The organism is Rhodobacteraceae bacterium LMO-JJ12 (assembly GCA_021555075.1).
Lineage (GTDB): Bacteria > Pseudomonadota > Alphaproteobacteria > Rhodobacterales > Rhodobacteraceae > JAKGBX01.
Window position 1 is genome coordinate 800,097 of the sequence record JAKGBX010000002.1, and the last position, 19,369, is coordinate 819,465.

The following is a 19,369-nucleotide window of genomic DNA, read 5'->3' on the forward strand; positions in this document are numbered from 1 at the left end:
AGGCCATCGTCATATCCGCGAGCAAGCCAAGTGGGGGGCGCACTAATGGCTAACCCTGAAACCGTTGCCCGCAAGACTATGGCCGCGCTCCTTCGTGAGGCGCGGGCAGCGGGTTGGGCGCGTGTTAAGGGCGAGATCAAGCCAGACATGTCAGTCACTATCGACGCCTCTATGGGTGATCCTGACGGCGGTGACGACTTCCTGAACAGCGACTTGAGGATGGGCAAGTGACCAAGAAGGGTTTACCCAAATACGTTTATCCGGATCGGGGCTATATTCGTTTTATTCGTCGTTCCCGTGGGCAATCCGTGATGATGAAAGAGGAACCCGGAACAACGGAATTTTGGGATCATTACAATCTGTTGCTCAAGGGCCGTGAGCCGATTCCATCGAAGCGCAATTTTGAGGCTCTGATTCTCAGCTACTTTGAAAGCGATGCGTTCAAGAAATTGAAACCGCGCACTAAGTCCGACTACCGCAAATACATCGGCCATATTCGCACGATCTGGGGCGCGAAAGACCCTCAGCGGATCGAGACGCAGCACATCTATGAACTCCACCGCGCTAATGCAGACCATTGGAGACAGGCGAATTACCTGGTGCAGGTCATGGTGATATTGATGAACCACGCCCGCCTGATTGGCTTTCTCAAGAAGGAACATGGCAACCCGGCCAAGGGCATTCCGCTTTTCAAACAGGAAAGCGAAGGCTGGGAACCGTGGCCCGATGATGTGCGGGCTGAGTTTGAGGCGGTCGCAACGCCGCGCGCACGCTTGGTCTATGAACTGTGCATCGGCACAGGGCAGCGGATCGGTGATGTGGTGCAGATCGGTTGGGGCCATATCAAAGGCGGGGCTTATGACTTCACTCAAGGCAAAACCGACAAGCCTTTGTGGATCCCCCTGACTGACAGGCTCAAGGTTTTCCTAGCGTCTGTCGAGAAAAATGGCCTGACCGTTATTACGGACAAAAACGGACGCCCTGTTCGCTATCGCACCGTGGCCGACGAAATGCGCAAGGTGAAAGCAGCAATGCAGCACCCTGACGCGGCCAACTACAAAACTCACGGGCTGCGTAAGAACGCGACAATCGAACTTTACCAGTCAGGGTGCGACGACGAGATGGTGAAAGCCGTCACAGGTCACTCTGGCGTAGAAATGCTGAAAAAATACGGAGGACTGATCCGCCAACGCGAATTGGCAACCCGTGCGCAGGACGCCCGGAACCGCTTTGAACAGAACAAGAAGGAAACGTGAATGTTTCAACACCTGTTTCAAAAATCGAGCACAAGGAATGAAAACATGACGCAAGTCATTGAAAAGATTGGAGGCGAGTACCGGAATCGAACCGGTGTTCACGGATTTGCAATCCGCTGCGTCACCACTCCGCCAACTCGCCATCCGTGGTGTTAGGGGCGTCTTATTGCCGGAATCACTGGGCTTGTCCAGACGTCAAAACGCGCCCGTGTGTGGATGCCAAAACAGCCAGGCGGCGCAGGGTGGCACTTGGTCAGGACAAGTGATGCGGGGCAGGGTGCTTATAAATATGCCGAAATTAGAATGCGACGCGATTACGCGGGCAGCGCGGTCCGCCAGACATTGCCGCGCCCGGGCATATATGCCAGAACAGGCCACAGGATTCTGCTAACCCGACAGGCCAGAGATCATGACAAACTATTCCGCGCGCCGGACAACTATGGTGGATACTCAGATCCGCCCTTCGGATGTAACCAAATTTCCCATCATTGAAGCGATGCTAGCAGTGCCGCGTGAGGCCTTTGTTCCGGCCGAAAAACGCGAAGCTGCCTATATCGGTGAAGATATTGAACTGGGCGGCGGTCGCGTCGTTCTGGAGCCGCGCACCCTGGCCAAGATGCTGGATGCGCTGGATGTCCAGGGCGATGACCTGGTGCTCGATATTGGATCGGGGCTGGGCTATTCGGCGGCGGTAATTGCGCGGATGGCCGAAGCCGTTGTGGCAGTCGAAGAGAACGAAAGCTGGACCGAAGAAGCGCAGGGCATTCTGACTGAGCAGGGGGCGGACAACGTGATCGTGCACACCGGGCCGCTGAGCGCGGGTGCGCCGCTGCATGGTCCTTATGACGCGATCTGTATCGAGGGTGCGGTGGAACACCTGCCCGATGGTCTTGCGGATCAGCTCAAGGATGGCGGTCGCATGGCCGTGCTTTTTGCCGAAGGTGCGCTGGGCGTGGTTCGGATTGGCTATAAAATTGACGGCAAGATGAATTGGCGATTCGCCTTCAACGCGGGTGCGCCAGTGTTGCCCGGGTTTGAGCGCCAGGCGGCGTTTACACTGTAATCATTGCACGCCAGGCAATGATCGCGACAGACAAATGGCGCGGAGTTTGGGTCAGACGGACCGCCGCGCGCACGAGTGAGTGGACAGGAGCAGTGCATATGAGTGTTAAGCGATGGAAAGCCAGGTTGGCTTTGACGGGCGTGGCTCTTGCTATGGTCTTTTCTCCAATGACGGCGACGGCGGAAACGCTGGCTGATGCAATGGCCTCGGCTTATGAACATAACGGTTTGATCGATCAGAACCGTGCTCTGCTGCGCGCCGCCGATGAAGACACTGCGCAGGCCTATGCGGCGCTCAAACCGATTCTCAACTGGTCAAGCGATGTGACCCGAAGCTTTGGGCGCACTTACAGCAGTACCTTTGGAGCGTCTGTCGGAAGCGGCAGCACCGTTGCATCCATTGGGATCGCCGCCGAAGTGCTGCTTTATGATTTCGGTACCAGCAATCTGCGCATCGATGTCACCAAGGAAGCGGTCTTGTCGACGCGCGAGGCGCTTATTTCGGCAGAGCAGCAGGTGTTGTTGCGCGCAGCTGTTGCCTATCTGGAAGTGCTGCGCAACAAGGCCTTTGTCGGATTGCGGGAAAACAACGTGCGGGTAATCACCGTGGAACTGCGTGCGGCGCGCGACCGGTTCGAGGTGGGCGAAGTGACCCGCACCGACGTGTCGATTGCCGAAGCGCGGCTGGCTGGGGCGCGTGCGGCGCTTGCGGCAGCGCAGGGCGGGCTGGCCCAGGCGGTGGAAGAATTCCGCGCCGCAGTGGGCCGCGCACCTGGGCGCCTGGCGCAACCGCCACGTATTCCGAATACGGCCAGATCGGTTGAAGAGGCCAAGGCCGCAGCGCTGCGTTATCATCCCGAAATGCGCAAGGTTCAGCATGATGTGACCGCAGCCGAGCTGGGCATTCTCGTGGCCGAAGGGACGATGAAACCGACGGTCAAGCTGAAGGGCACTTACGGTCTGAGCCAGACTTTCAAGAGCCAAGGCTATAGCAACGGCGGCACCATCGGGGTTGATGTGAGCGGGCCGATCTATCAGGGTGGGCGGCTGACTTCGATTGTGCGCAAATCAATGGCGCAGCGGGATGCGGCGCGGGCTGGGTTGCATCAGGTCCGCCATGCGCTGGCGCTGAATGCCGGCAATGCCTGGGCGCAGCTTCAGGTGGCGCGGGCCAGCATCAGCGCCAGTGAACAGCAGGTTCGGGCCAGCAGCGTGGCCTTTCAAGGCGTGCGCGAAGAGGCCACCTTGGGCGCGCGCACCACGCTTGATGTGCTTGACGCCGAGCAGGAGCTTCTCGACGCCCGCGCCAACCTGGTTTCGGCGACGATCGACGAACATGTAGCGGCTTATCTGCTGCTTTCGTCGATGGGCATGCTGACTGCCGATCGCATGAAGCTGAGGGTGCCACAATATGATCCGGCGGCGTATTACAACATGGTCAAAACTGCGCCTCCGCTCTACAGCAAGCAGGGCCAAAAGTTGGATAAAGTGCTGCGTAAACTGGGGAAAGAGTAAAAATCGCCCTATCTGTTGTGAGAATCCCGCCCCCGGGTTACAATCGGGGCGAGGCGAGTAGTGGTAAATACAGATGAATGACCCCGTGACCAATGTGGAAATCGAGGACGTGCTGTCCTCTATTCGGCGGCTTGTGTCGGAAAATGCGCGCGCCGAGCGGCTTCCCGACGTGAGCGAGCCACGGGCGCAAACGGCGGAATCAGCCGAAGATCCCGTGCAGGCCAAGCTAGAAATCAAAGCGCAGGAGGCCCAGATTCTGGTGCTGACTCCGGCGCTTCGTGTGGAAGATGACGCGGGCGATGTCGACGAGGCGCCGATTGATACGGGTGCCGACGATGTGGCCGGGGATGATCTGCAGGCGTTGATTGACGATATAGCCGAAGAAAGCGCAGTTGAAAGCGTGCTCGACGATTTGGTTGAGGATGCCGGTGAGGATGGGGATGCGACGGGGCCGGGCGGCCTGTCGTTTGTTCATTCCGATGATGCCGCGCACGCCCCTGAAATGTCGACGCTGGAGGACCGGATTGCCGGTCTGGAAGCGGCCGTGGCCGAGCGCGAGGACAATTGGGAGCCCGATGGTATCGGCGATGATGAGAATGCGGGTGCGCCGGTAGAATCGCTGAACTGGGAAGACAGCGATGTGACGGTGTCGCGCTGGGACGCCGAGGAGGCCATGGAAGAGGCCGAATTGGTCAGTGATCAGGCGGTTGAACCGCCGATGGACCTGTCTGAATTTGCCGATACCGATATCGAGACGGGCGCGCAGGCCGACGCCGTGTATGCAGAGCCCGCGCCGGAACCGGAAGCGGAGTTTCAGACGGAACCCGAGCCTGAAGATTGGGCAGATGAGGCCGATCCGCAGCTGTCACAGGGGCTTGAGCCTGATACCGATCTGTTTGGCGGTGAAGAATCGCTGATTGATGAAGATATATTGCGCGATATGGTGGCCGAGATCGTCCGTCAGGAGCTGCAAGGTTCGCTGGGTGAGCGGATCACGCGTAACGTGCGCAAGCTGGTGCGGCGCGAGATCCATCGCTCGCTGGCGGCCCGCGAGTTGGACTGACGCTCAGACGGTCCCGGCCATTTCCAGAAGCAGATCAAGATCGAGATGCGCGGCGATATGGGCGCCGAGCCGGTCGAGAACGGCGTCGGTTTGGGCGTCGTAGCTTTCGCTGATGGTGGCGCCCCGTGGTGTCAGGAAATCTGCGCGGAATGCATCGGCGCGAAACAGTCCGTGCAGATAGCAACCCATCACAAGGCCATCCGGCGAGGTGGCGCCGTGAGGGCGACCTGCAAGATCGAGCCAGGGGCGGGTGCAATCGGGGCCTGTGGTTTCGCCCATGTGAATTTCATAGCCATCCACGGCGGCACCGGTGGGCAGATATCTGGCTTGGTGCAGGGCAAGGTGTTTTTCCGCTTGCATGAGGGTTTCAACATCGAGATGGCCCAGCCCTGACACCGTTGCGGGCGGACCTTCGACGGCGTCGGGATCGGAAATGCGCTTGCCCAGCATCTGAAAGCCACCACAAATGCCCAGCACATGCCCGCCCCGACGCAGATGCGCCGCAAGGTCGATATCCCAGCCTTGGGCACGGAAAAACGCCAGATCGGCAATGGTGGATTTTGTGCCAGGGATCAGCACCAGATCGGCATCGCCGGGGAGGGGGCGACCGGGCGCGATGATTTCGACCGCCACGTTGGGCTCTGCGGTGAGCGGGTCGAGATCGTCGAAATTGGCGATACGGCTCAGGTGCGGCACGGCGATCTTGTAGGTGCCGCCGGACGAGGCGGTGCAGAGGTCCATCATATCTTCGGCGGGCAGGCGCCAGGCATCGCGGAACCAGGGCAGCACACCTAATGAAGGCCAGCCGGTATGCTGTGTTATGGCGGCGAGGCCACCGTCGAAGAGCGCGACATCACCACGAAACTTGTTGATTGCAAACCCTTTAATCCGGGCGCCGTCGGCGGGCGAGAGCACCGCCTTGGTGCCGACGATCTGGGCAATCACGCCGCCCCGGTCGATATCGCCCAACAGAACCACCGGAACGTTGGCTGCTTGGGCGAAGCCCATGTTGGCGATGTCACCAGCGCGCAGGTTGACTTCGGCCGGGCTGCCCGCGCCTTCGATCAGAACGATATCGGCGCTTTGGGCCAGCCTGTGAAAGCTTTCCAACGTGATCGGAAGAAGATTTGGCTTGGCCGCAGTGTAGTCACGCGCCTCAAGTTGGCCTGCGCGTTTGCCCTGTACGATTACCTGTGCGCCGGTTTCGGATTCGGGCTTCAGCAGTACCGGGTTCATATCGCTGTGAGGGGTGCGGCGCGCGGCCATGGCCTGTAACGCCTGAGCGCGCCCGATCTCGCCGCCATCGCTGGTCACGGCGGCGTTGTTGGACATGTTTTGTGGTTTGAACGGGGCGACCGAGAGCCCGCGATTCGCCAAGGCCCGCGCAATCCCGGCCACGAGCATGGATTTCCCCACGTTCGAGCCGGTGCCCTGGATCATGATGGATTTCGTCACGCAGCCGCGCCCCTTGATGCCTGGATCTGTGCATAAGCGATGCGTGCTATTTCGAAAAGCCAAGAAAAAACCGGCCGCTGAGAGAGCAGGGGCCGGCTTTTCACTGATCGTTGGCAGTCTATTGGTCTCAGGCAGCTTCTGCTTGTTGTGCGGCAGCGTTGCGGCGTTCGCTTTCTTCGCGCGAGAGAGCGACAGAGGTGCGCACACCCTTGCCGACAAAATCCATCAGACCGGTCACAACCCGTTCGTTAGGGTCGATCCCGGCACAGCTGAGTACCTCGCGCCCATCGCGAGAGCGCGCCCAACGCGCGATTTGCTCGGGGCCATTTCCATACTTCTTGTCATCGGCGATAGCATCGTCGAGCGCAGCCAGTACGACAGCTGCGAAGAGTTTGCGTGCACGGTTGCCTTGCTCGTTATTGAAGGCTGTGCCGTCAACGAAATCTTTCATGTTTCGTCCTTTTTTATTGCTCTTGTAATTCCGGCGTGAGGCCTCTTATGACGACTTCCAGATGATTCTGGTAGCCCGTTATTGCATAGCATCCATGCATTTGTTGCATATCTTCTGCAGGTGCAGCACGAGATTTCGTCTTCTTGCCCTCATTGCTAACCCCATATATAGGTGCACCCACACACCGATCAAGCTTTTGACAAGGTTTTGCTGTAATGCCGAAAATCAACGGAAATGAGATTCGCCCCGGAAATGTTCTGGAGCACAATGGCGGGCTTTGGGCCGCTGTTAAGGTGGATCATGTGAAACCCGGAAAAGGCGGTGCCTTTGCTCAGGTCGAACTCAGAAACCTTCGTAATGGATCAAAGCTTAACGAACGGTTTAGAAGCGCCGATAAGGTTGAGCGCGTGCGTCTGGAGCAGAAAGATCAGCAGTTTCTCTATGAGAACGACGGTATGCTGGTGTTCATGGATTCAGAAACTTATGAGCAAATCGAACTACCGGCAGAGATTCTGGGTGAGCGTCGCCCGTTCTTGCAGGATGGCATGACCATTCTTGTAGAATTCCACGACACAGAGGCGTTGAATGCGACATTGCCTCAGAAGGTGATCTGTAAAGTGGTCGAGACTGAACCGGTGGTGAAGGGTCAGACGGCTGCCAACAGTTTCAAGCCGGCGATTCTGGATAATGGAATTAAGGTGATGGTGCCGCCATTCGTGGGCCAGGACGAAGACATCGTGGTAAACACCGAGACCATGGAATATTCGGAACGCGCCTGAGCGTCGGGAAACCAACCTGTCAAAATGCCTTGAAAGCCCTGCATGTGCGGGGTTTTTTTCGTTCCGGCGCCGGATAGTGGGAAGGCATTGTGGTTTTTCCCCTAACCAGCACGTCAACCGTTCGCCATAGTCTTACTATCCGATGGACGCTTTCGTTGGCTGGCATGTTTAAAGTGTTAGTGCGTGTAGGTAGCCAACCAGTCGTTAGGGACGGACCCTTCGGTATTCGTGGGTATAAAGAAGAATGGTAACAATCGGTTCACGTGTGCCACGAAGGGCGGGGTCGGAGTACTCCGACCCCGTCTTCAAAGCGCCGTGAGCTTTCAAATTGGTTCGCGCAGCCATTCAACGGGGGTGTCTCCGGCCATCAGATCTTTCTCCGCGCGATCATAGCGCAGATAAGCTATGGCGCGATCGCCCGCCACGCTATGCACTGTCCCGGCCGGTTTGCCGTCTGAGGTAAGCACGGTGCCGGGGGCAACCGAGGCGGAGAGGTGGATCAGGCCCAATCCCTTGCGCAGCTCGGTCTTGTGTTTCATCCGGGCAGTCACTTCCTGACCGACATAACAGCCCTTGCGAAAATCGACGCCGTTGAGGCGTTCGAAATCAGCTTCGAGGATGAAGGTGTCGGGGGTGAGTTCAGTCCCGGTTTCGGGAATCAAGTATTTGACGCGGAGCGTGTCCCAGTCGGGAAGCTCTTCGCTCGCTTCGGGCGGTGTCTCGCGGTAAGCGCGCCAGCCGAGGGCGGGATGACGCGGATCAGTGAAGCCATCAGCGGGAGGGGTGTCTGTGCCGCGATGCAAGTGCAAACCGGTCTCGGAGATCTGCACGTCGGCGCGGAGCTTGTACATCGTGAGCCGTTGAATAGTCGGTGCGGCGATGCTTGCGGCGATGTCGATCAGGATGGAGTCTTGGGCGGGCACCAGAAAGAAATCGGCCAGATATTTGCCCTGCGGCGTCAAAAGCGCGGCATAGACCAGCCCCTGCTTTAGCCCGGCAACATCGTTGGTGACCAAGCCTTGCAAAAAGTGTTCACGGTCGGCCCCGGTGATGCGATAGATCGCGCGTTCCATTACTCTCTCCCGTCTGTCGCTTGTGTGTAATATAGAAGTTGCGAAGTTACATAACAGGGGCAAGATGCGCGCTGCCGTTTCTATTATCATTCCGACACTGAATGCAGCTGAGAGCCTGCCCGATTGCCTTGCTGCCTTGATGGAGGGGCTGGAAGCCGGGGTGATCCGTGAGCTTGTGATCGCAGATGGCGGCTCGCAAGATGCAACGCTGGCGATTGGCGAGGCGGCGGGGGCCGTGGTGGTCGAGGGCGCGGCGTCGCGGGGGGGGCAGTTGCGGCGCGGCGCGGATGCGGCGCAGGGGGAATGGTTGTTGTTCCTGCATGACGATACGCAGCTTGCGCCGGGTTGGAGCGCGGCGGTATTGGCGCATTTGCGCGACGCACCGGATAAGGCAGGATGGTTTGGATTGCTTTTCGATGCGCCGGGTTTGGCGGCGCGGATCGTGGCGGGATGGGCTAATTTGCGCGCGCGGCTGTTGGGTCTGCCGTTTGGCGATCAGGGGCTGCTGATCTCGCGTGGGCTTTATGACACAGTCGGCGGGTTTGCCGATATTCCGCTGATGGAAGATGTGGTGATGGCCCGTGCGCTTGGGCGCAAGCGGCTTTTGCGGTTGCCCGCTATGGCCCGAACCAGCGCCCGAAGATTCGCCCGAGAAGGCTGGTTTCGTCGGGGAGCAAGGAACCTCGTGCTCCAGTTCCGCTTTTTCGCAGGCGCTTCCCCTGAGCGGCTAGCGCAACGCTATCGGCGGTAGGACCGTCGGTGCGAAACTGCAGCGAGTGCAGATGCGCATAGAGCCCGCCGCGTGCCAGTAATTCTTCGTGCGTTCCCTGGTCCACCACCTCGCCACGGTCCATCACGATGATCTTGTCGGCGTTGCGCACGGTGGACAGTCGGTGTGCGATGACCAGCGTTGTGCGTCCCTTGGAGAGCTGATCGAGTGCCTTTTGAACCACGGATTCGGATTGGGCATCGAGCGCCGATGTGGCCTCATCCAACAGCAGGATCGGCGTGTTGCGCAGGAGCGCACGGGCGATGGCGACGCGCTGACGCTGGCCGCCCGATAGGTTTGAGCCGCGAGGACCGACCGGGCTATCGAGGCCCTGTTCAAGCTTGGGCAGGAAATCGGTGACATGGGCGGCTTTGAGGGCCGCTTGCAGCGTATTGTCGCTGACGTCGCTGCGCCCAAGAAGGATGTTTTCGCGTAGGCTTTCGTCAAATAGAGCGGCATCCTGGCTGACCACGGAAAACAGATCGCGAAGGCCATCGAGCGCCATGTCGGTGGTTGCTACATTGCCGATAACGACGCTGCCGGTTTGCGGATCGACCAACCGGGTGAGCAAATTGAAAATAGTTGATTTGCCCGCACCCGAAGGGCCGACAAGTGCGGTTGTCTTCCCAGGCTCGGCAGTCAGCGTGGTGTTGTTCAGAACCTTGGTGTCGCCATAAGACAGACTGACATCTCTGAGCGTCACGCCGGGGATGCCTATGGGAGGGGCGACAGGCTTGCTGGCGGAAACCAGCGTCGGCTCGGAATCCATCAGAACCTTTACGCGTTCGAGCCCGGAGGCGGCCACCTGCCAGAGCCCGGCCATGGCACCCATGCGGCGCAACGGCTCGAAGGCGAAACCGATGGCGGTGAAAAAGGACATGAACTGTCCCACGGTTTTTTCGCCCGCGATAATCTCGCCGCCGCCAAACCAGAGCACGCCGAGAAAGCCGACCCCGGCCATCACGTCGACAAGACCGGGGATCGAGGCCATGCCGGCAGTCGCGCGCACCTCGGCCCGCACCAGGTCCTTGGAAAGCTTGCGGTAACGGTCGGATTGATAGCGCTCAAGTCGGTTGAGCTTGACCGGGATGATGCCGTGGAAGACCTCATCGAGCCGCGTGGCAAGACGGGCGGCGAGATCACGGGCTTCGCGGGCGCGGGCGCGCACAAATCGCTGCACGATCAGGCTGGGTGCGATCAGCACCGGCGCGCCGATCAGTGCCACCAGCGTCCAGCGCCAATCAACCGAAATCGCTACCCCGATCAGGATCACCAGAGAAATCACATCACGGCCCACGCCGGTGAGGATGTTGGGCCAGACCTGATTGACCTGCGTGACATCGCCCTGAACACGCTGAATCAGGAAGCCGGGCGGGTGGGTCTGATGAAAGCTGCCGTCCTGCACCATCATCCGGTCAAGCAGGGAGGCGCGCATCTCGGCGGCTGTGTTCTGAGAGAGATAGGCCATCGCGGTTTTCTGCCCGACGGCAGCGATGGCGCGGATCACGAAAATCGCCAGAACACCAAACCCGACCCAGAGAAGCGCGCTGCGATCACCTGCGAGAAAGACCTGATCGAACATCGGGCGCATCATCAGTGCCAGCGCCCCCTGCATGCCGCCTTCCAGCGCCATCAACAGAAGCGCCAGACCAAGCACGGGGGAATGCCGTTTGAGATACCCGCGCCAGAGCCAGAGCATCAGCGTGCGGCTGCTGTCAGAATTATTGGTCTTATTGTCGGGCGGCGTTTTGGTTGGCTGGGTCATTTCCGGCCTCGTTTCGCGTCGAACCCGGCTTGCAGGGCGGTGGCGTCATATTCCTCAGCGATCCAGTCTTCAAAGGGGATCGGCTCGGCACGGTCGCGGGCTTCGTAGACGTCCAGTATGTAGTCGAGAATTCCCGTACGGGTCCATTTGAAATGGATGAAACGGGGCGAGAGCATCTTGCGCGCTTCGCAGACAGGCGCGTTCTCCTGTGTAAGCAGATAGATGGCGGAGGCAAAGCTGGCCCTGTCGGCGCCGGATTTGCAGTGCATGGCAAAGGGGCGCGGCAGGGTGCGAAACAGGGCGATCAGACCGAGCAGATTTTCGCGTTCAGGCGCTTCTCGGGCGGCGAGGGGTTGTTGGTGCAGGTCGATTTCAAGATCCTGACATGCCTCGCGCTCAAGCACCATAGGCGCCGGGCTGAGGCCGCCGCGCAGGTTGAGAACCGTGTTGATGCCGCGCGCCTTCCATTTTTCGAGACGCTTGCGGTCGGGTTGATTTGAGCGGAAGACACCGGGCGCAATCTGATGGAAATTGCTCCAGACCCGGCGCAGGAATCCATGATCGAGCCACAGTTCGTAGATCTCTGCGCGCCTGCGGTCCTGCGCGTTGGCGAATGCAGAGAGCTTTTGAGGCCGCAATTCGCGTTCCCATGCTTTCAATCTGGCGATCGGCGTCATGCGCACATCCGGGCTCATCGCGTCAGGCAGGCATGGCGGAGCCTGCGGGTCTTCCCCATGTAGAGAAGCGCGCCGCCGAGGGCAAGCGTGTGGATGTGGTGGGACGTTTGCGGTGGGATTGACGCGGGGCGCGTCACCGGTAGGGTCGCGATTGAAACACGATAGGAGAATCGCGCATGTCGGATGCGGGTGGTCGTTCATATCTTGCCATCCCGGGGCCGTCCGTGATGCCCGAGGAAGTGTTGCGCGCGATGCATCGCGCGGCGCCCAACATCTATGCCGGTGAACTGGTGGAGATGACGGCCTTGATCCTGCCTGACCTGCGCTATGTGGCGCGAACCGACGGCAAGGTTGCCCTCTATATCGCGAATGGGCATGGCGCGTGGGAAGCGGCTCTGGCCAATGTCTTGAGCCCGGGTGATCGGGTTCTGATGCCGGCGACCGGGCGATTTGGTCATGGCTGGGCAGAGATGGCCGAGGGTCTGGGGGCAGAGGTTGAGCTTCTGGATTTCGGGCGCAATACATTTGATGTTGAGGCGGTGACGCAGGCTTTGAGGGCTGACAAGGCGGGGCGGATCAAAGCGGTTCTTGCGACGCATGTTGATACGTCAACCGGAGTTCTGAACGATATTCCCAGCCTGCGTGCAGCGATGGACGCGGCCGGACATGAGGCGCTTTTGATGGTCGATTGCATCGCCTCAATGGGGTGTGACCGGTTCGAAATGGATGCTTGGGGCGTCGATGTGGCCGTGACAGCCAGCCAAAAGGGGCTGATGGTGCCACCCGGTATGGGCTTTGTTTTCGTGAGCGAAAAGGCCGAAGCGGTGCGCCATGCGATGCCGCGGGTGAGCCGCTATTGGGACTGGGCACCACGGCTTGATCCGGAAATGTTCTATCAGCATTTTGGCGGCACCGCGCCGACGCACCACCTGTTTGGCTTGCGTGCCGCGCTTGATCTGATTCGCGCTGAGGGAATCGAAACGGTCTGGGCGCGGCACGACCGGTTGGCCCGGGCGATCTGGAGCGCCTGCGAGACATGGGGCGAGGGTGGGCCGCTGTCACTGAACGTGAGCGATCGCGCGCACCGGTCGCGGGCGGTGACGGCCTTGCGGATCGGGTTGCCGCATGGACCGAGACTGCGGCAATGGGTGGAAGAGAACGCCGGGCTGACCTTGGGAATCGGATTGGGAATGTCGGAGGAGGGCGACCCGACTGGCGGGGGGTTTTTCCGTCTGGGCCATATGGGACATGTGAATGCGCAGATGATCATGGGGCTTTTGGGCGGGATCGAGGCGGCATTCGTGGCGTTGGATATTCCGCATGGGCAAGGGGCGTTGTCGGCGGCGGCGCAGGTGTTGGCGAAACCCTGAGTTTTGGCTATCTGGTTTGCCAAGCGGGATCGAGGCCAAGATTCACAAGACTGACCCCCGGCGGTTTGTGTCGGCCACAGCGCCCTTTTATATTAGGCAGTATCACCACTGGTGCGGTGTTTTAACCCATGCGAGCGCGATGGTGGGCGAGGCGCGTTATCAGGTAGTTGAGAAAAACCGCAATGGTCAGGGCCGCAGGCAGACCGAAATTGGCCGAGATCAGCAGCAACGACCAGAACAGATTTACGAAACCCATGGTCAGTGCGGCGTTGGTATAGTCTGGCGCGGCGGCGCGGCGGGTTTGATCCGGCATATCTGGCTCCTCTTACACATACGCTTGCGTCAGTATAGCAGCGAGGTACGAACAAGAGGTAAAGGATTTGTGAGCTTTGGTCAGGCGCGCGTGGCAGACAGCGCTTCTGGCAAGGTTTTTTCAAACAGGGCAAGGTCTTGCGGGCGACCACAAGACAGTCTGATGCAACGATTTCCGGGCGCGGCGAAGGGCATACGCACGAAGATCGCGCGGGCGGTCAGGGCATCGAGCAGGGATTTGGCGAAGGCGGCATCGGCGCCACAATCGATAGCGACAAAATTGGTCGCCGAGGGCAGCGCGGTGAGGCCGTTATCGGCGGCGATTCGGGCGATGGCTTCTCGGGATTGCGCCACGTTTGCAATGGTTTGAGCAAGCCAAGGCTGATCTTCCAGCGCGGCGAGTGCAGCAATCTGCGCGCTTCTGTTCATGCCGAAATGATTGCGGATCTTGTTAAAGGCGGTGATCGTTTCGGCCGCGCCCATGGCATAGCCGACGCGCGCACCAGCCATGCCATAAGCCTTTGAAAACGTGCGCATCCGGATCACGCGGGGATCGTCGATGGCGATCTGGGGAACGGCGTTTTCGGGCGCGAATTCAATGTAGGCTTCGTCGAGGACGAGGAGGGTGCCGGGAGGGATATCGTCCAACGCGGCTTCGACTTCAGCACCGGTGAGCCAGCTTGCCATGGGGTTGTCGGGATTGGCGAAATAGATCAGTTTTGCGTTTGTTTCCCGAGCTTTGGCGATCAGCGCCGGGAGGTTCTCGCGGTCGTTTTCATACGGGATCTTGACCAGTTCCCCGCCGAATCCGGCGACGTGATAGTTGAAGGTGGGGTAGGCTCCATCGGATGTGACCACCTTGTCGCCGGGGCCAACCGTAAGGCGGGCGAGATAGCCGAGAAGGCCGTCAATGCCTTCTCCTACAACGATATTTTCCGGCTTCACATTATGGTGATCGGCCAGTGCAGCGCGCAGATCGTGGCTTTCCGGGTCGCCATACATCCAGATGTCGCAAGCCGACTTTTGCAGCGCCTCAATGGCCTTGGGAGAGGGGCCGAAAACGTTCTCGTTAGCGCCTAAACGTGATTTGAAATCAAAGGCTTGCAGGCGTTCTTGTGCCTCGGGGCCGACGAAGGGGACGGCGGCGGGGAGGGACAGTGCGAGGGGTGTCAGGCGGGGGCCGGAGGCGGAATCTTTGTTCATGGAGGCGAGTTAACCCTTTCGGCATGGGTCGGGCAAGATGTTGAATGGGGCTTTTGCGATACTTAGATGAGAGTCATTCGCAACTGGAGAAGCATTTATGGCGAACCTTTCAAGACGCGGGTTTATTGCCGCAGCAGTGGCGGCCGGCACGGTCCGAAGCCTGCCTCAAATCGCGGCGAAAACCGGCGGCGGGCGACGGATTTTGACGTTGGTTTATGACAAGGCGGCGGGGGCAATGCGGGCTGTGGAGAGGCTCGTGCCGTAGGGTTAGGGCTTTTCCAATTCCGCCTTTACGGGCAGTTTGTTGTGCAACCAATTGGAGGATTGCCGATGGCCCGCGTTATCACTGAAATTCGAGACCATGTTGCCCATGTCACGTTGAGCCGTGCCGACAAGATGAACGGGGTGGATATGGCGATGGCGGAAGCGATTGTGGAGGCCGGTGAGGCGCTTTGCGACAACGCGGATGTGCGCGCTGTGGTGCTGTCTGGTGAGGGACGGGCATTTTGTGCGGGACTTGATGTCGCGAGCTTTGCGATGTTGGCAGGAAAAGACCCCGAAGCGGCGGTTATGCCGCGCTGGAAGGACAAGAATACCAATCTTTATCAAGAGGTTGCGTTGGTCTGGCGACGGGTGCCGGTGCCAGTGATCGCAGCGCTTCACGGTGTTGTCTATGGCGCGGGTTTTCAACTGGCGCTGGGGGCGGATATTCGCATTGCCGACCCGGAAACCAAGATGTCGGTGATGGAGATGAAATGGGGCTTGGTGCCGGATATGGGCGGCATGGTTTTGATGCCGCAATTGATGCGTTCGGATGTGATCCGGCGGATGACCTATACGGCTGAACCGGTGAGTGCTGTGCAGGGCGTGGACTGGGGCTTTGTGACCGAGCTTTCTGATGATCCTTTGGCGGCGGCGCAGGACTTGGCGGCGCAGATTGCAGGCAAGAGCCCGAGTGCTGTGCGTGCGGCCAAGCGGTTGATTGGCGTTGCCGAAAGCGGGGCGGGAGAAGATGCGGTCTTGATGGCCGAAAGTCGCGAGCAAACCGACCTGATCGGCAAGCCGCATCAGATGGAGGTGATCGCTGCGAATATGGCCAAGCGGGCGGCTAAGTTCGGTTGATTTTGGAGCACGGTCAGAAGATCGAAATACCCGGCCCTACGGGGCGAGTCGCGGTTCGGTTTGTTAACTGTGCGCGCGGTAGCGTTAACTACATTTTTGGTGTGAAAACCGGGGGGTGACTCCCGGCTGCTGCCCGGCTGACATGCGGCTGCCGGGTGAAATCGTGTCGATTAACGCGAAATTTACTTAACGCAGCGCGCGGCAGGGACAATGCGAAGCCCGGACTTAAGCCGAGGGCGCCGGGCCTTCGCCAGCCCAGGGGCAGGCAATAGCCGGGCTCGCTGGCGGTTTCAGCCGACCTCTTGCAAACGGGCCAACGCGGATTTCAGCGTGGCGTCTTCCTCTTCGCGGGCGCGCAGGTTTTCGCGGGCTTCTTCCACCACTTCATCGGGCGCGTTTTCGGCGAATTTGGGGTTGTTCAACCGCCCCTTGAGACCGCCGATTTCCTTGGCCAGTTTGCCAATGGATTTTTCAAGCCGCGCCTTTTCTTCGTCGATGTCGATGATATCGGCCAGCGGCAGGCCGAATTCGCCGCCTTCAACCGCGATGGTGATCGTGCCTTTGGGGAAATCGGCCATTTCGGTCAGGCTGTCGATCCGGGCAAGGCGTTTGATCATCACCTCGTTATTGGCCCATGCGGTGCGGCCTGCGTCGTCAAGGGTGCGCAGAACCATCGGGACTTTTAGCCCGGCGGGGACGTGCATTTGCTGACGCGCCGAACGGGTGGATTCGATCATCGAAATGACCCAGTTCATTTCGCGGTCCGCGTCGGCATCAACCAATTCATCGCCGTAGGTCGGCCAATCGGCATGGACCAGCATTTTGGGGCGGGTCGCGGTTTGATCCCAAAGCTCTTCTGTGATGAAGGGCATGATCGGGTGCAGCAGGATCAGGGCTTGGTCGAGAACCCATGCAAGGGTGGCTTCTGTCTCGGCCTTGGCGGTTGCATCGTCGCCTTGCAGGATGGGCTTGGAGAACTCCAGATACCAGTCGCACAGCTTGCCCCAGGTAAAGGCATAGAGCGCGTTGGCGGCATCGTTGAAACGATAGCTTTCAAGGGCGGCGTCAACCTCGGCGCGGGTCTTGGCAACTTCGCCGATGATCCATTTATTGAGGGTCAATTCGGGTTTCGGCGGGGTTTGATCGCCGGTTGATTTGATCTCGTAATGGTTGGCAAAGCTGAAGGCATTCCAGAGTTTGGTGCCAAAGTTTCGATAGCCTTTGATCCGGTCGGTCGAGAGTTTGAGCACGCCGCCGATGGCCGCCATTTGCGCCATGGTAAAGCGCAAGGCATCGGCGCCGAAGTCATCAACGATTTCGAGCGGGTCAATCACGTTGCCGCGCGTCTTGGACATTTTCTGCCCCTTCTCGTCGCGCACGAGTTGATGCAAGTAAACCGTGTGGAAGGGGATTTCATCGACCACGGCGAGCTGCATCATCATCATGCGGGCAACCCAGAAGAACAGGATGTCTTGGCCGGTGATGAGCACATCGGTGGGGAAGTATTTGGAGGTGCTTTCGTCCCAGTCGGGCCAGCCCAGTGTGCCGATAGGCCAGAGGCCGGAGGAGAACCATGTGTCGAGCACGTCGGCGTCGCGCCAGACCGGATAGATCAGGTCAGTCGGGTCTTGGCTCGATTCATACTCAGCAAGGGAGGCGGCGAGCGCTTGGATCGCGGCGGCGCGATCTTCTACCTCGGTGACACGCGCGTGGTTGAGCGGAGTGGGAAGCGTCGCCAGATTGTCCTTGAAGCGAGAGGTGACGGTTTCGAGATCGGTGGCGGCGTGGTGAATCTCGTCGCCGACCAAAAGCGATTGGTCGAGCAGGAAGCGGCCCATTTCGACCAGATCGAGCGCGCCATCGTTTTCGTCGTCGCTAAAGCCATTTCCAGCAAGATCGAGCCCGTACCAGACCGGAATCTGATGGCCCCACCAAAGTTGGCGCGAGATGCACCAAGGTTCGATGTTCTCAAGCCAGTGGTAGTAGGTTTTTTCGCCGGATTCGGGGATGATTTTGGTTTTGCCTGTGCGGACGGCTTCGAGCGCGGGGGTGACGACCTTTTCGGCGTCAACAAACCACTGGTCGGTGAGCATCGGTTCGATGACCACTTGGGAGCGGTCGCCGAAGGGCTGCATGATGGGTTTGGATTCGACATATGGGACCAATTGCGTCTCCTCGTTGCCGTCGTCATCAGTGACGGTTTCGGGGAGCATGACGGCGAGGCCTTCGGAAGTGATTTGGTGGACCACGAGCTTGCGGGCCTCAAAACGATCCAGACCGCGCAGGTCTTCGGGCACGAGGTTGATCGCGTCGATTTCGTTTTCGGTGAAGGGCGTGCCGCGGGCATAGTCCTGCGCCTTGGCGGATTCATCGGCGTAAGGGGCACCATCGGCGCGCATGTGGCCGCGCGTGTCCATCAGGCGATAGCAGGGGATGTTGCCGCGTTTGGCGACGGCATAGTCGTTGAAATCATGCGCGCCGGTGATCTTGACCGCGCCCGAACCAAAAGTGGGATCGGGGTAGTCATCGGTGATGATCGGGATTTGGCGGCGGTGTTCTTTGGGGCCGACGGGGATTTCGCAGAGCTTGCCAACGATTGCGGCGTAGCGTTCATCGGAGGGGTGAACGGCCACCGCGCCATCGCCGAGCATGGTTTCGGGGCGGGTGGTGGCGATTGAGATATAGTTGCGTTCCTCGGAAAAGAGGACGTTGCCGTCTTCGTCTTTCGAGACATATGTGTAGGTTTCGCCGCCCGCGAGGGGGTATTTGAAGTGCCACATGTGGCCGGGGGTTTCGATGTTTTCGACTTCGAGATCGGAAATCGCGGTCTCGAAATGCGGGTCCCAGTTGACGAGGCGTTTGCCGCGATAGATCAGGCCCTTTTCGTACATATCGACGAAAACCTTGATCACGGCGTCGTGGAAGTTGGGCGAGTTTTCGTGGCCTGTGCGCGGGTCGCCGGGGGCGCCGGCCATGGTGAAGGCGTTGCGGTCCCAATCACATGAGCAGCCGAGGCGTTTCAACTGCTCGACAATGGTGCCACCGTATTGGCCCTTCCATTCCCAGACTTTTCCGAGGAATTTCTCACGGCCAAGCTCGCGTCGACCCGGCTCGCCCGCGGCTTTCAGTTGTTTTTCGACCTGCAATTGCGTGGCGATGCCAGCGTGGTCTTGGCCGGGTTGCCAGAGGGTGTCGAAACCACGCATGCGGTGCCAGCGGATCAGGATATCCTGAAGCGTGTTGTTAAAGGCATGGCCGACATGCAGCGCGCCCGTGACGTTGGGCGGCGGGATCATGATGGTGAAGGTTTCATCGCGCGACTTGTTTGCGCCCGCCCGGAAGGCGCCTGCGCGCTCCCATGCGTCATAGATGCGCGCTTCGGCCTCGGCCGCGTTGAATGTCTTGTCCATCGCCATATCAAAGTGTCCTGCTTGATCCGCGTCTCGTTTAGGGTTTCTCTATCCAATGAGGGCGCAAAGGAAAAGCGGCAAGGGCAG

17 protein-coding genes, 1 tRNA gene and 1 pseudogene are annotated in these 19,369 nt (G+C 59.5%); 10 read left to right on the top strand and 9 right to left on the bottom strand.

The genetic code is table 11. From position 1 onward, the window contains the following. Positions 1-45: 45 nt before the first annotated feature. Both LZG00_15915 and LZG00_15920 read left to right on the top strand, forming a co-directional pair. Complete coding sequence (locus LZG00_15915; GenBank protein ID MCF3595479.1) at positions 46-231, top strand: hypothetical protein; 186 nt, start codon at positions 46-48, stop codon at positions 229-231. Beyond that, positions 228-1,256 carry a tyrosine-type recombinase/integrase gene (locus tag LZG00_15920; protein ID MCF3595480.1) on the top strand — a complete coding sequence of 343 codons (1,029 nt, stop codon included), beginning with the start codon at positions 228-230 and terminating at the stop codon, positions 1,254-1,256. Before LZG00_15915 ends, LZG00_15920 begins: the two co-directional genes overlap by 4 nt. 68 nt (positions 1,257-1,324) lie before the next feature. Here LZG00_15920 and LZG00_15925 read toward each other — a convergent pair. Further along, positions 1,325-1,398: transfer RNA gene (locus LZG00_15925), tRNA-Cys, on the bottom strand. Between the two features lie 267 nt (positions 1,399-1,665). On the opposite strand from LZG00_15925, the gene LZG00_15930 reads away from it, so the two are divergent. The 3 genes from LZG00_15930 (at position 1,666) to LZG00_15940 (ending at position 4,896) form a co-directional block, all read left to right on the top strand. Continuing rightward, positions 1,666-2,319: a protein-L-isoaspartate O-methyltransferase gene (locus LZG00_15930; GenBank protein ID MCF3595481.1), complete on the top strand. Its 654-nt coding sequence runs from the start codon at positions 1,666-1,668 to the stop codon at positions 2,317-2,319. A gap of 98 nt (positions 2,320-2,417) precedes the next feature. Continuing rightward, positions 2,418-3,833 carry a TolC family outer membrane protein gene (locus tag LZG00_15935; GenBank protein MCF3595482.1) on the top strand — a complete coding sequence of 472 codons (1,416 nt, stop codon included), beginning with the start codon at positions 2,418-2,420 and terminating at the stop codon, positions 3,831-3,833. Positions 3,834-3,906: 73 nt separating this feature from the next. Beyond that, positions 3,907-4,896 (top strand): hypothetical protein, encoded by a 990-nt coding sequence (locus LZG00_15940; GenBank protein MCF3595483.1) that lies wholly within the window; start codon positions 3,907-3,909, stop codon positions 4,894-4,896. A gap of 3 nt (positions 4,897-4,899) precedes the next feature. Here LZG00_15940 and LZG00_15945 read toward each other — a convergent pair whose 3' ends face one another. Next, positions 4,900-6,351, bottom strand: coding sequence for a cobyric acid synthase (locus LZG00_15945; GenBank protein ID MCF3595484.1), 1,452 nt, complete (start codon positions 6,349-6,351; stop codon positions 4,900-4,902). Between the two features lie 127 nt (positions 6,352-6,478). Further along, positions 6,479-6,802: a DUF6280 family protein gene (locus tag LZG00_15950; protein ID MCF3595485.1), complete on the bottom strand. Its 324-nt coding sequence runs from the start codon at positions 6,800-6,802 to the stop codon at positions 6,479-6,481. Positions 6,803-7,017: 215 nt separating this feature from the next. Between LZG00_15950 and efp the strand changes: the two genes are divergently transcribed. Further along, on the top strand, positions 7,018-7,581 hold the full coding sequence (efp, locus tag LZG00_15955) for an elongation factor P (protein MCF3595486.1): 564 nt from the start codon (positions 7,018-7,020) through the stop codon (positions 7,579-7,581). 323 nt (positions 7,582-7,904) lie between these two features. Here efp and LZG00_15960 read toward each other — a convergent pair whose 3' ends face one another. Next, positions 7,905-8,654: a folate-binding protein gene (locus LZG00_15960; GenBank protein MCF3595487.1), complete on the bottom strand. Its 750-nt coding sequence runs from the start codon at positions 8,652-8,654 to the stop codon at positions 7,905-7,907. 64 nt (positions 8,655-8,718) lie between these two features. Here LZG00_15960 and LZG00_15965 point away from each other — a divergent pair. Further along, positions 8,719-9,336, top strand: a pseudogene (locus LZG00_15965) (TIGR04283 family arsenosugar biosynthesis glycosyltransferase). Here LZG00_15965 and LZG00_15970 read toward each other — a convergent pair. Continuing rightward, positions 9,272-11,188, bottom strand: a complete 1,917-nt coding sequence (locus LZG00_15970) for an ABC transporter ATP-binding protein/permease (protein ID MCF3595488.1) — start codon at positions 11,186-11,188, stop codon at positions 9,272-9,274. The pseudogene LZG00_15965 and the gene LZG00_15970 sit on opposite strands and share 65 nt — an antisense overlap. Continuing rightward, positions 11,185-11,865, bottom strand: a complete 681-nt coding sequence (locus LZG00_15975) for a protein tyrosine phosphatase (GenBank protein MCF3595489.1) — start codon at positions 11,863-11,865, stop codon at positions 11,185-11,187. The genes LZG00_15970 and LZG00_15975 overlap by 4 nt, the downstream gene beginning before the upstream one ends. Positions 11,866-12,041: 176 nt before the next feature. Here LZG00_15975 and LZG00_15980 point away from each other — a divergent pair, with 176 nt between their 5' ends. Further along, a complete protein-coding gene (locus tag LZG00_15980) occupies positions 12,042-13,235 on the top strand; it encodes an aminotransferase class V-fold PLP-dependent enzyme (protein MCF3595490.1) in 1,194 nt (397 codons plus the stop codon). Between the two features lie 121 nt (positions 13,236-13,356). Here the strand turns inward: LZG00_15980 and LZG00_15985 are convergent, their stop codons facing one another. Continuing rightward, positions 13,357-13,548 (bottom strand): hypothetical protein, encoded by a 192-nt coding sequence (locus LZG00_15985; GenBank protein ID MCF3595491.1) that lies wholly within the window; start codon positions 13,546-13,548, stop codon positions 13,357-13,359. Between the two features lie 80 nt (positions 13,549-13,628). Further along, entirely contained in the window at positions 13,629-14,750 is a 1,122-nt protein-coding gene (locus LZG00_15990) for a pyridoxal phosphate-dependent aminotransferase (protein ID MCF3595492.1), read from the bottom strand. 97 nt (positions 14,751-14,847) lie between these two features. Between LZG00_15990 and LZG00_15995 the strand changes: the two genes are divergently transcribed. After that, positions 14,848-15,015, top strand: a complete 168-nt coding sequence (locus LZG00_15995; protein ID MCF3595493.1) for a Tat pathway signal protein — start codon at positions 14,848-14,850, stop codon at positions 15,013-15,015. Between the two features lie 65 nt (positions 15,016-15,080). Next, the gene (locus tag LZG00_16000) at positions 15,081-15,872 is read left to right on the top strand and encodes a crotonase/enoyl-CoA hydratase family protein (GenBank protein ID MCF3595494.1); all 792 of its coding nucleotides are present in this window, start codon (positions 15,081-15,083) and stop codon (positions 15,870-15,872) included. A 290-nt stretch (positions 15,873-16,162) separates the two neighbouring features. Here the strand turns inward: LZG00_16000 and LZG00_16005 are convergent, their stop codons facing one another. Beyond that, positions 16,163-19,288 carry a valine--tRNA ligase gene (locus LZG00_16005; GenBank protein MCF3595495.1) on the bottom strand — a complete coding sequence of 1,042 codons (3,126 nt, stop codon included), beginning with the start codon at positions 19,286-19,288 and terminating at the stop codon, positions 16,163-16,165. Positions 19,289-19,369 lie beyond the last annotated feature (81 nt).

Coding starts and splice junctions, on each gene's coding strand:
- LZG00_15915 (MCF3595479.1), top strand. CDS start 46: ATGGCTAACCCTGAAACCGTTGCCCGCAAGACTATGGCCGCGCTCCTT.
- LZG00_15930 (MCF3595481.1), top strand. CDS start 1,666: ATGACAAACTATTCCGCGCGCCGGACAACTATGGTGGATACTCAGATC.
- LZG00_15935 (MCF3595482.1), top strand. CDS start 2,418: ATGAGTGTTAAGCGATGGAAAGCCAGGTTGGCTTTGACGGGCGTGGCT.
- LZG00_15940 (MCF3595483.1), top strand. CDS start 3,907: ATGAATGACCCCGTGACCAATGTGGAAATCGAGGACGTGCTGTCCTCT.
- LZG00_15950 (MCF3595485.1), bottom strand. CDS start 6,802: ATGAAAGATTTCGTTGACGGCACAGCCTTCAATAACGAGCAAGGCAAC.
- efp (MCF3595486.1), top strand. CDS start 7,018: ATGCCGAAAATCAACGGAAATGAGATTCGCCCCGGAAATGTTCTGGAG.
- LZG00_15960 (MCF3595487.1), bottom strand. CDS start 8,654: ATGGAACGCGCGATCTATCGCATCACCGGGGCCGACCGTGAACACTTT.
- LZG00_15970 (MCF3595488.1), bottom strand. CDS start 11,188: ATGACCCAGCCAACCAAAACGCCGCCCGACAATAAGACCAATAATTCT.
- LZG00_15975 (MCF3595489.1), bottom strand. CDS start 11,865: ATGACGCCGATCGCCAGATTGAAAGCATGGGAACGCGAATTGCGGCCT.
- LZG00_15980 (MCF3595490.1), top strand. CDS start 12,042: ATGTCGGATGCGGGTGGTCGTTCATATCTTGCCATCCCGGGGCCGTCC.
- LZG00_15985 (MCF3595491.1), bottom strand. CDS start 13,548: ATGCCGGATCAAACCCGCCGCGCCGCCGCGCCAGACTATACCAACGCC.
- LZG00_15990 (MCF3595492.1), bottom strand. CDS start 14,750: ATGAACAAAGATTCCGCCTCCGGCCCCCGCCTGACACCCCTCGCACTG.
- LZG00_15995 (MCF3595493.1), top strand. CDS start 14,848: ATGGCGAACCTTTCAAGACGCGGGTTTATTGCCGCAGCAGTGGCGGCC.
- LZG00_16000 (MCF3595494.1), top strand. CDS start 15,081: ATGGCCCGCGTTATCACTGAAATTCGAGACCATGTTGCCCATGTCACG.
- LZG00_16005 (MCF3595495.1), bottom strand. CDS start 19,288: ATGGCGATGGACAAGACATTCAACGCGGCCGAGGCCGAAGCGCGCATC.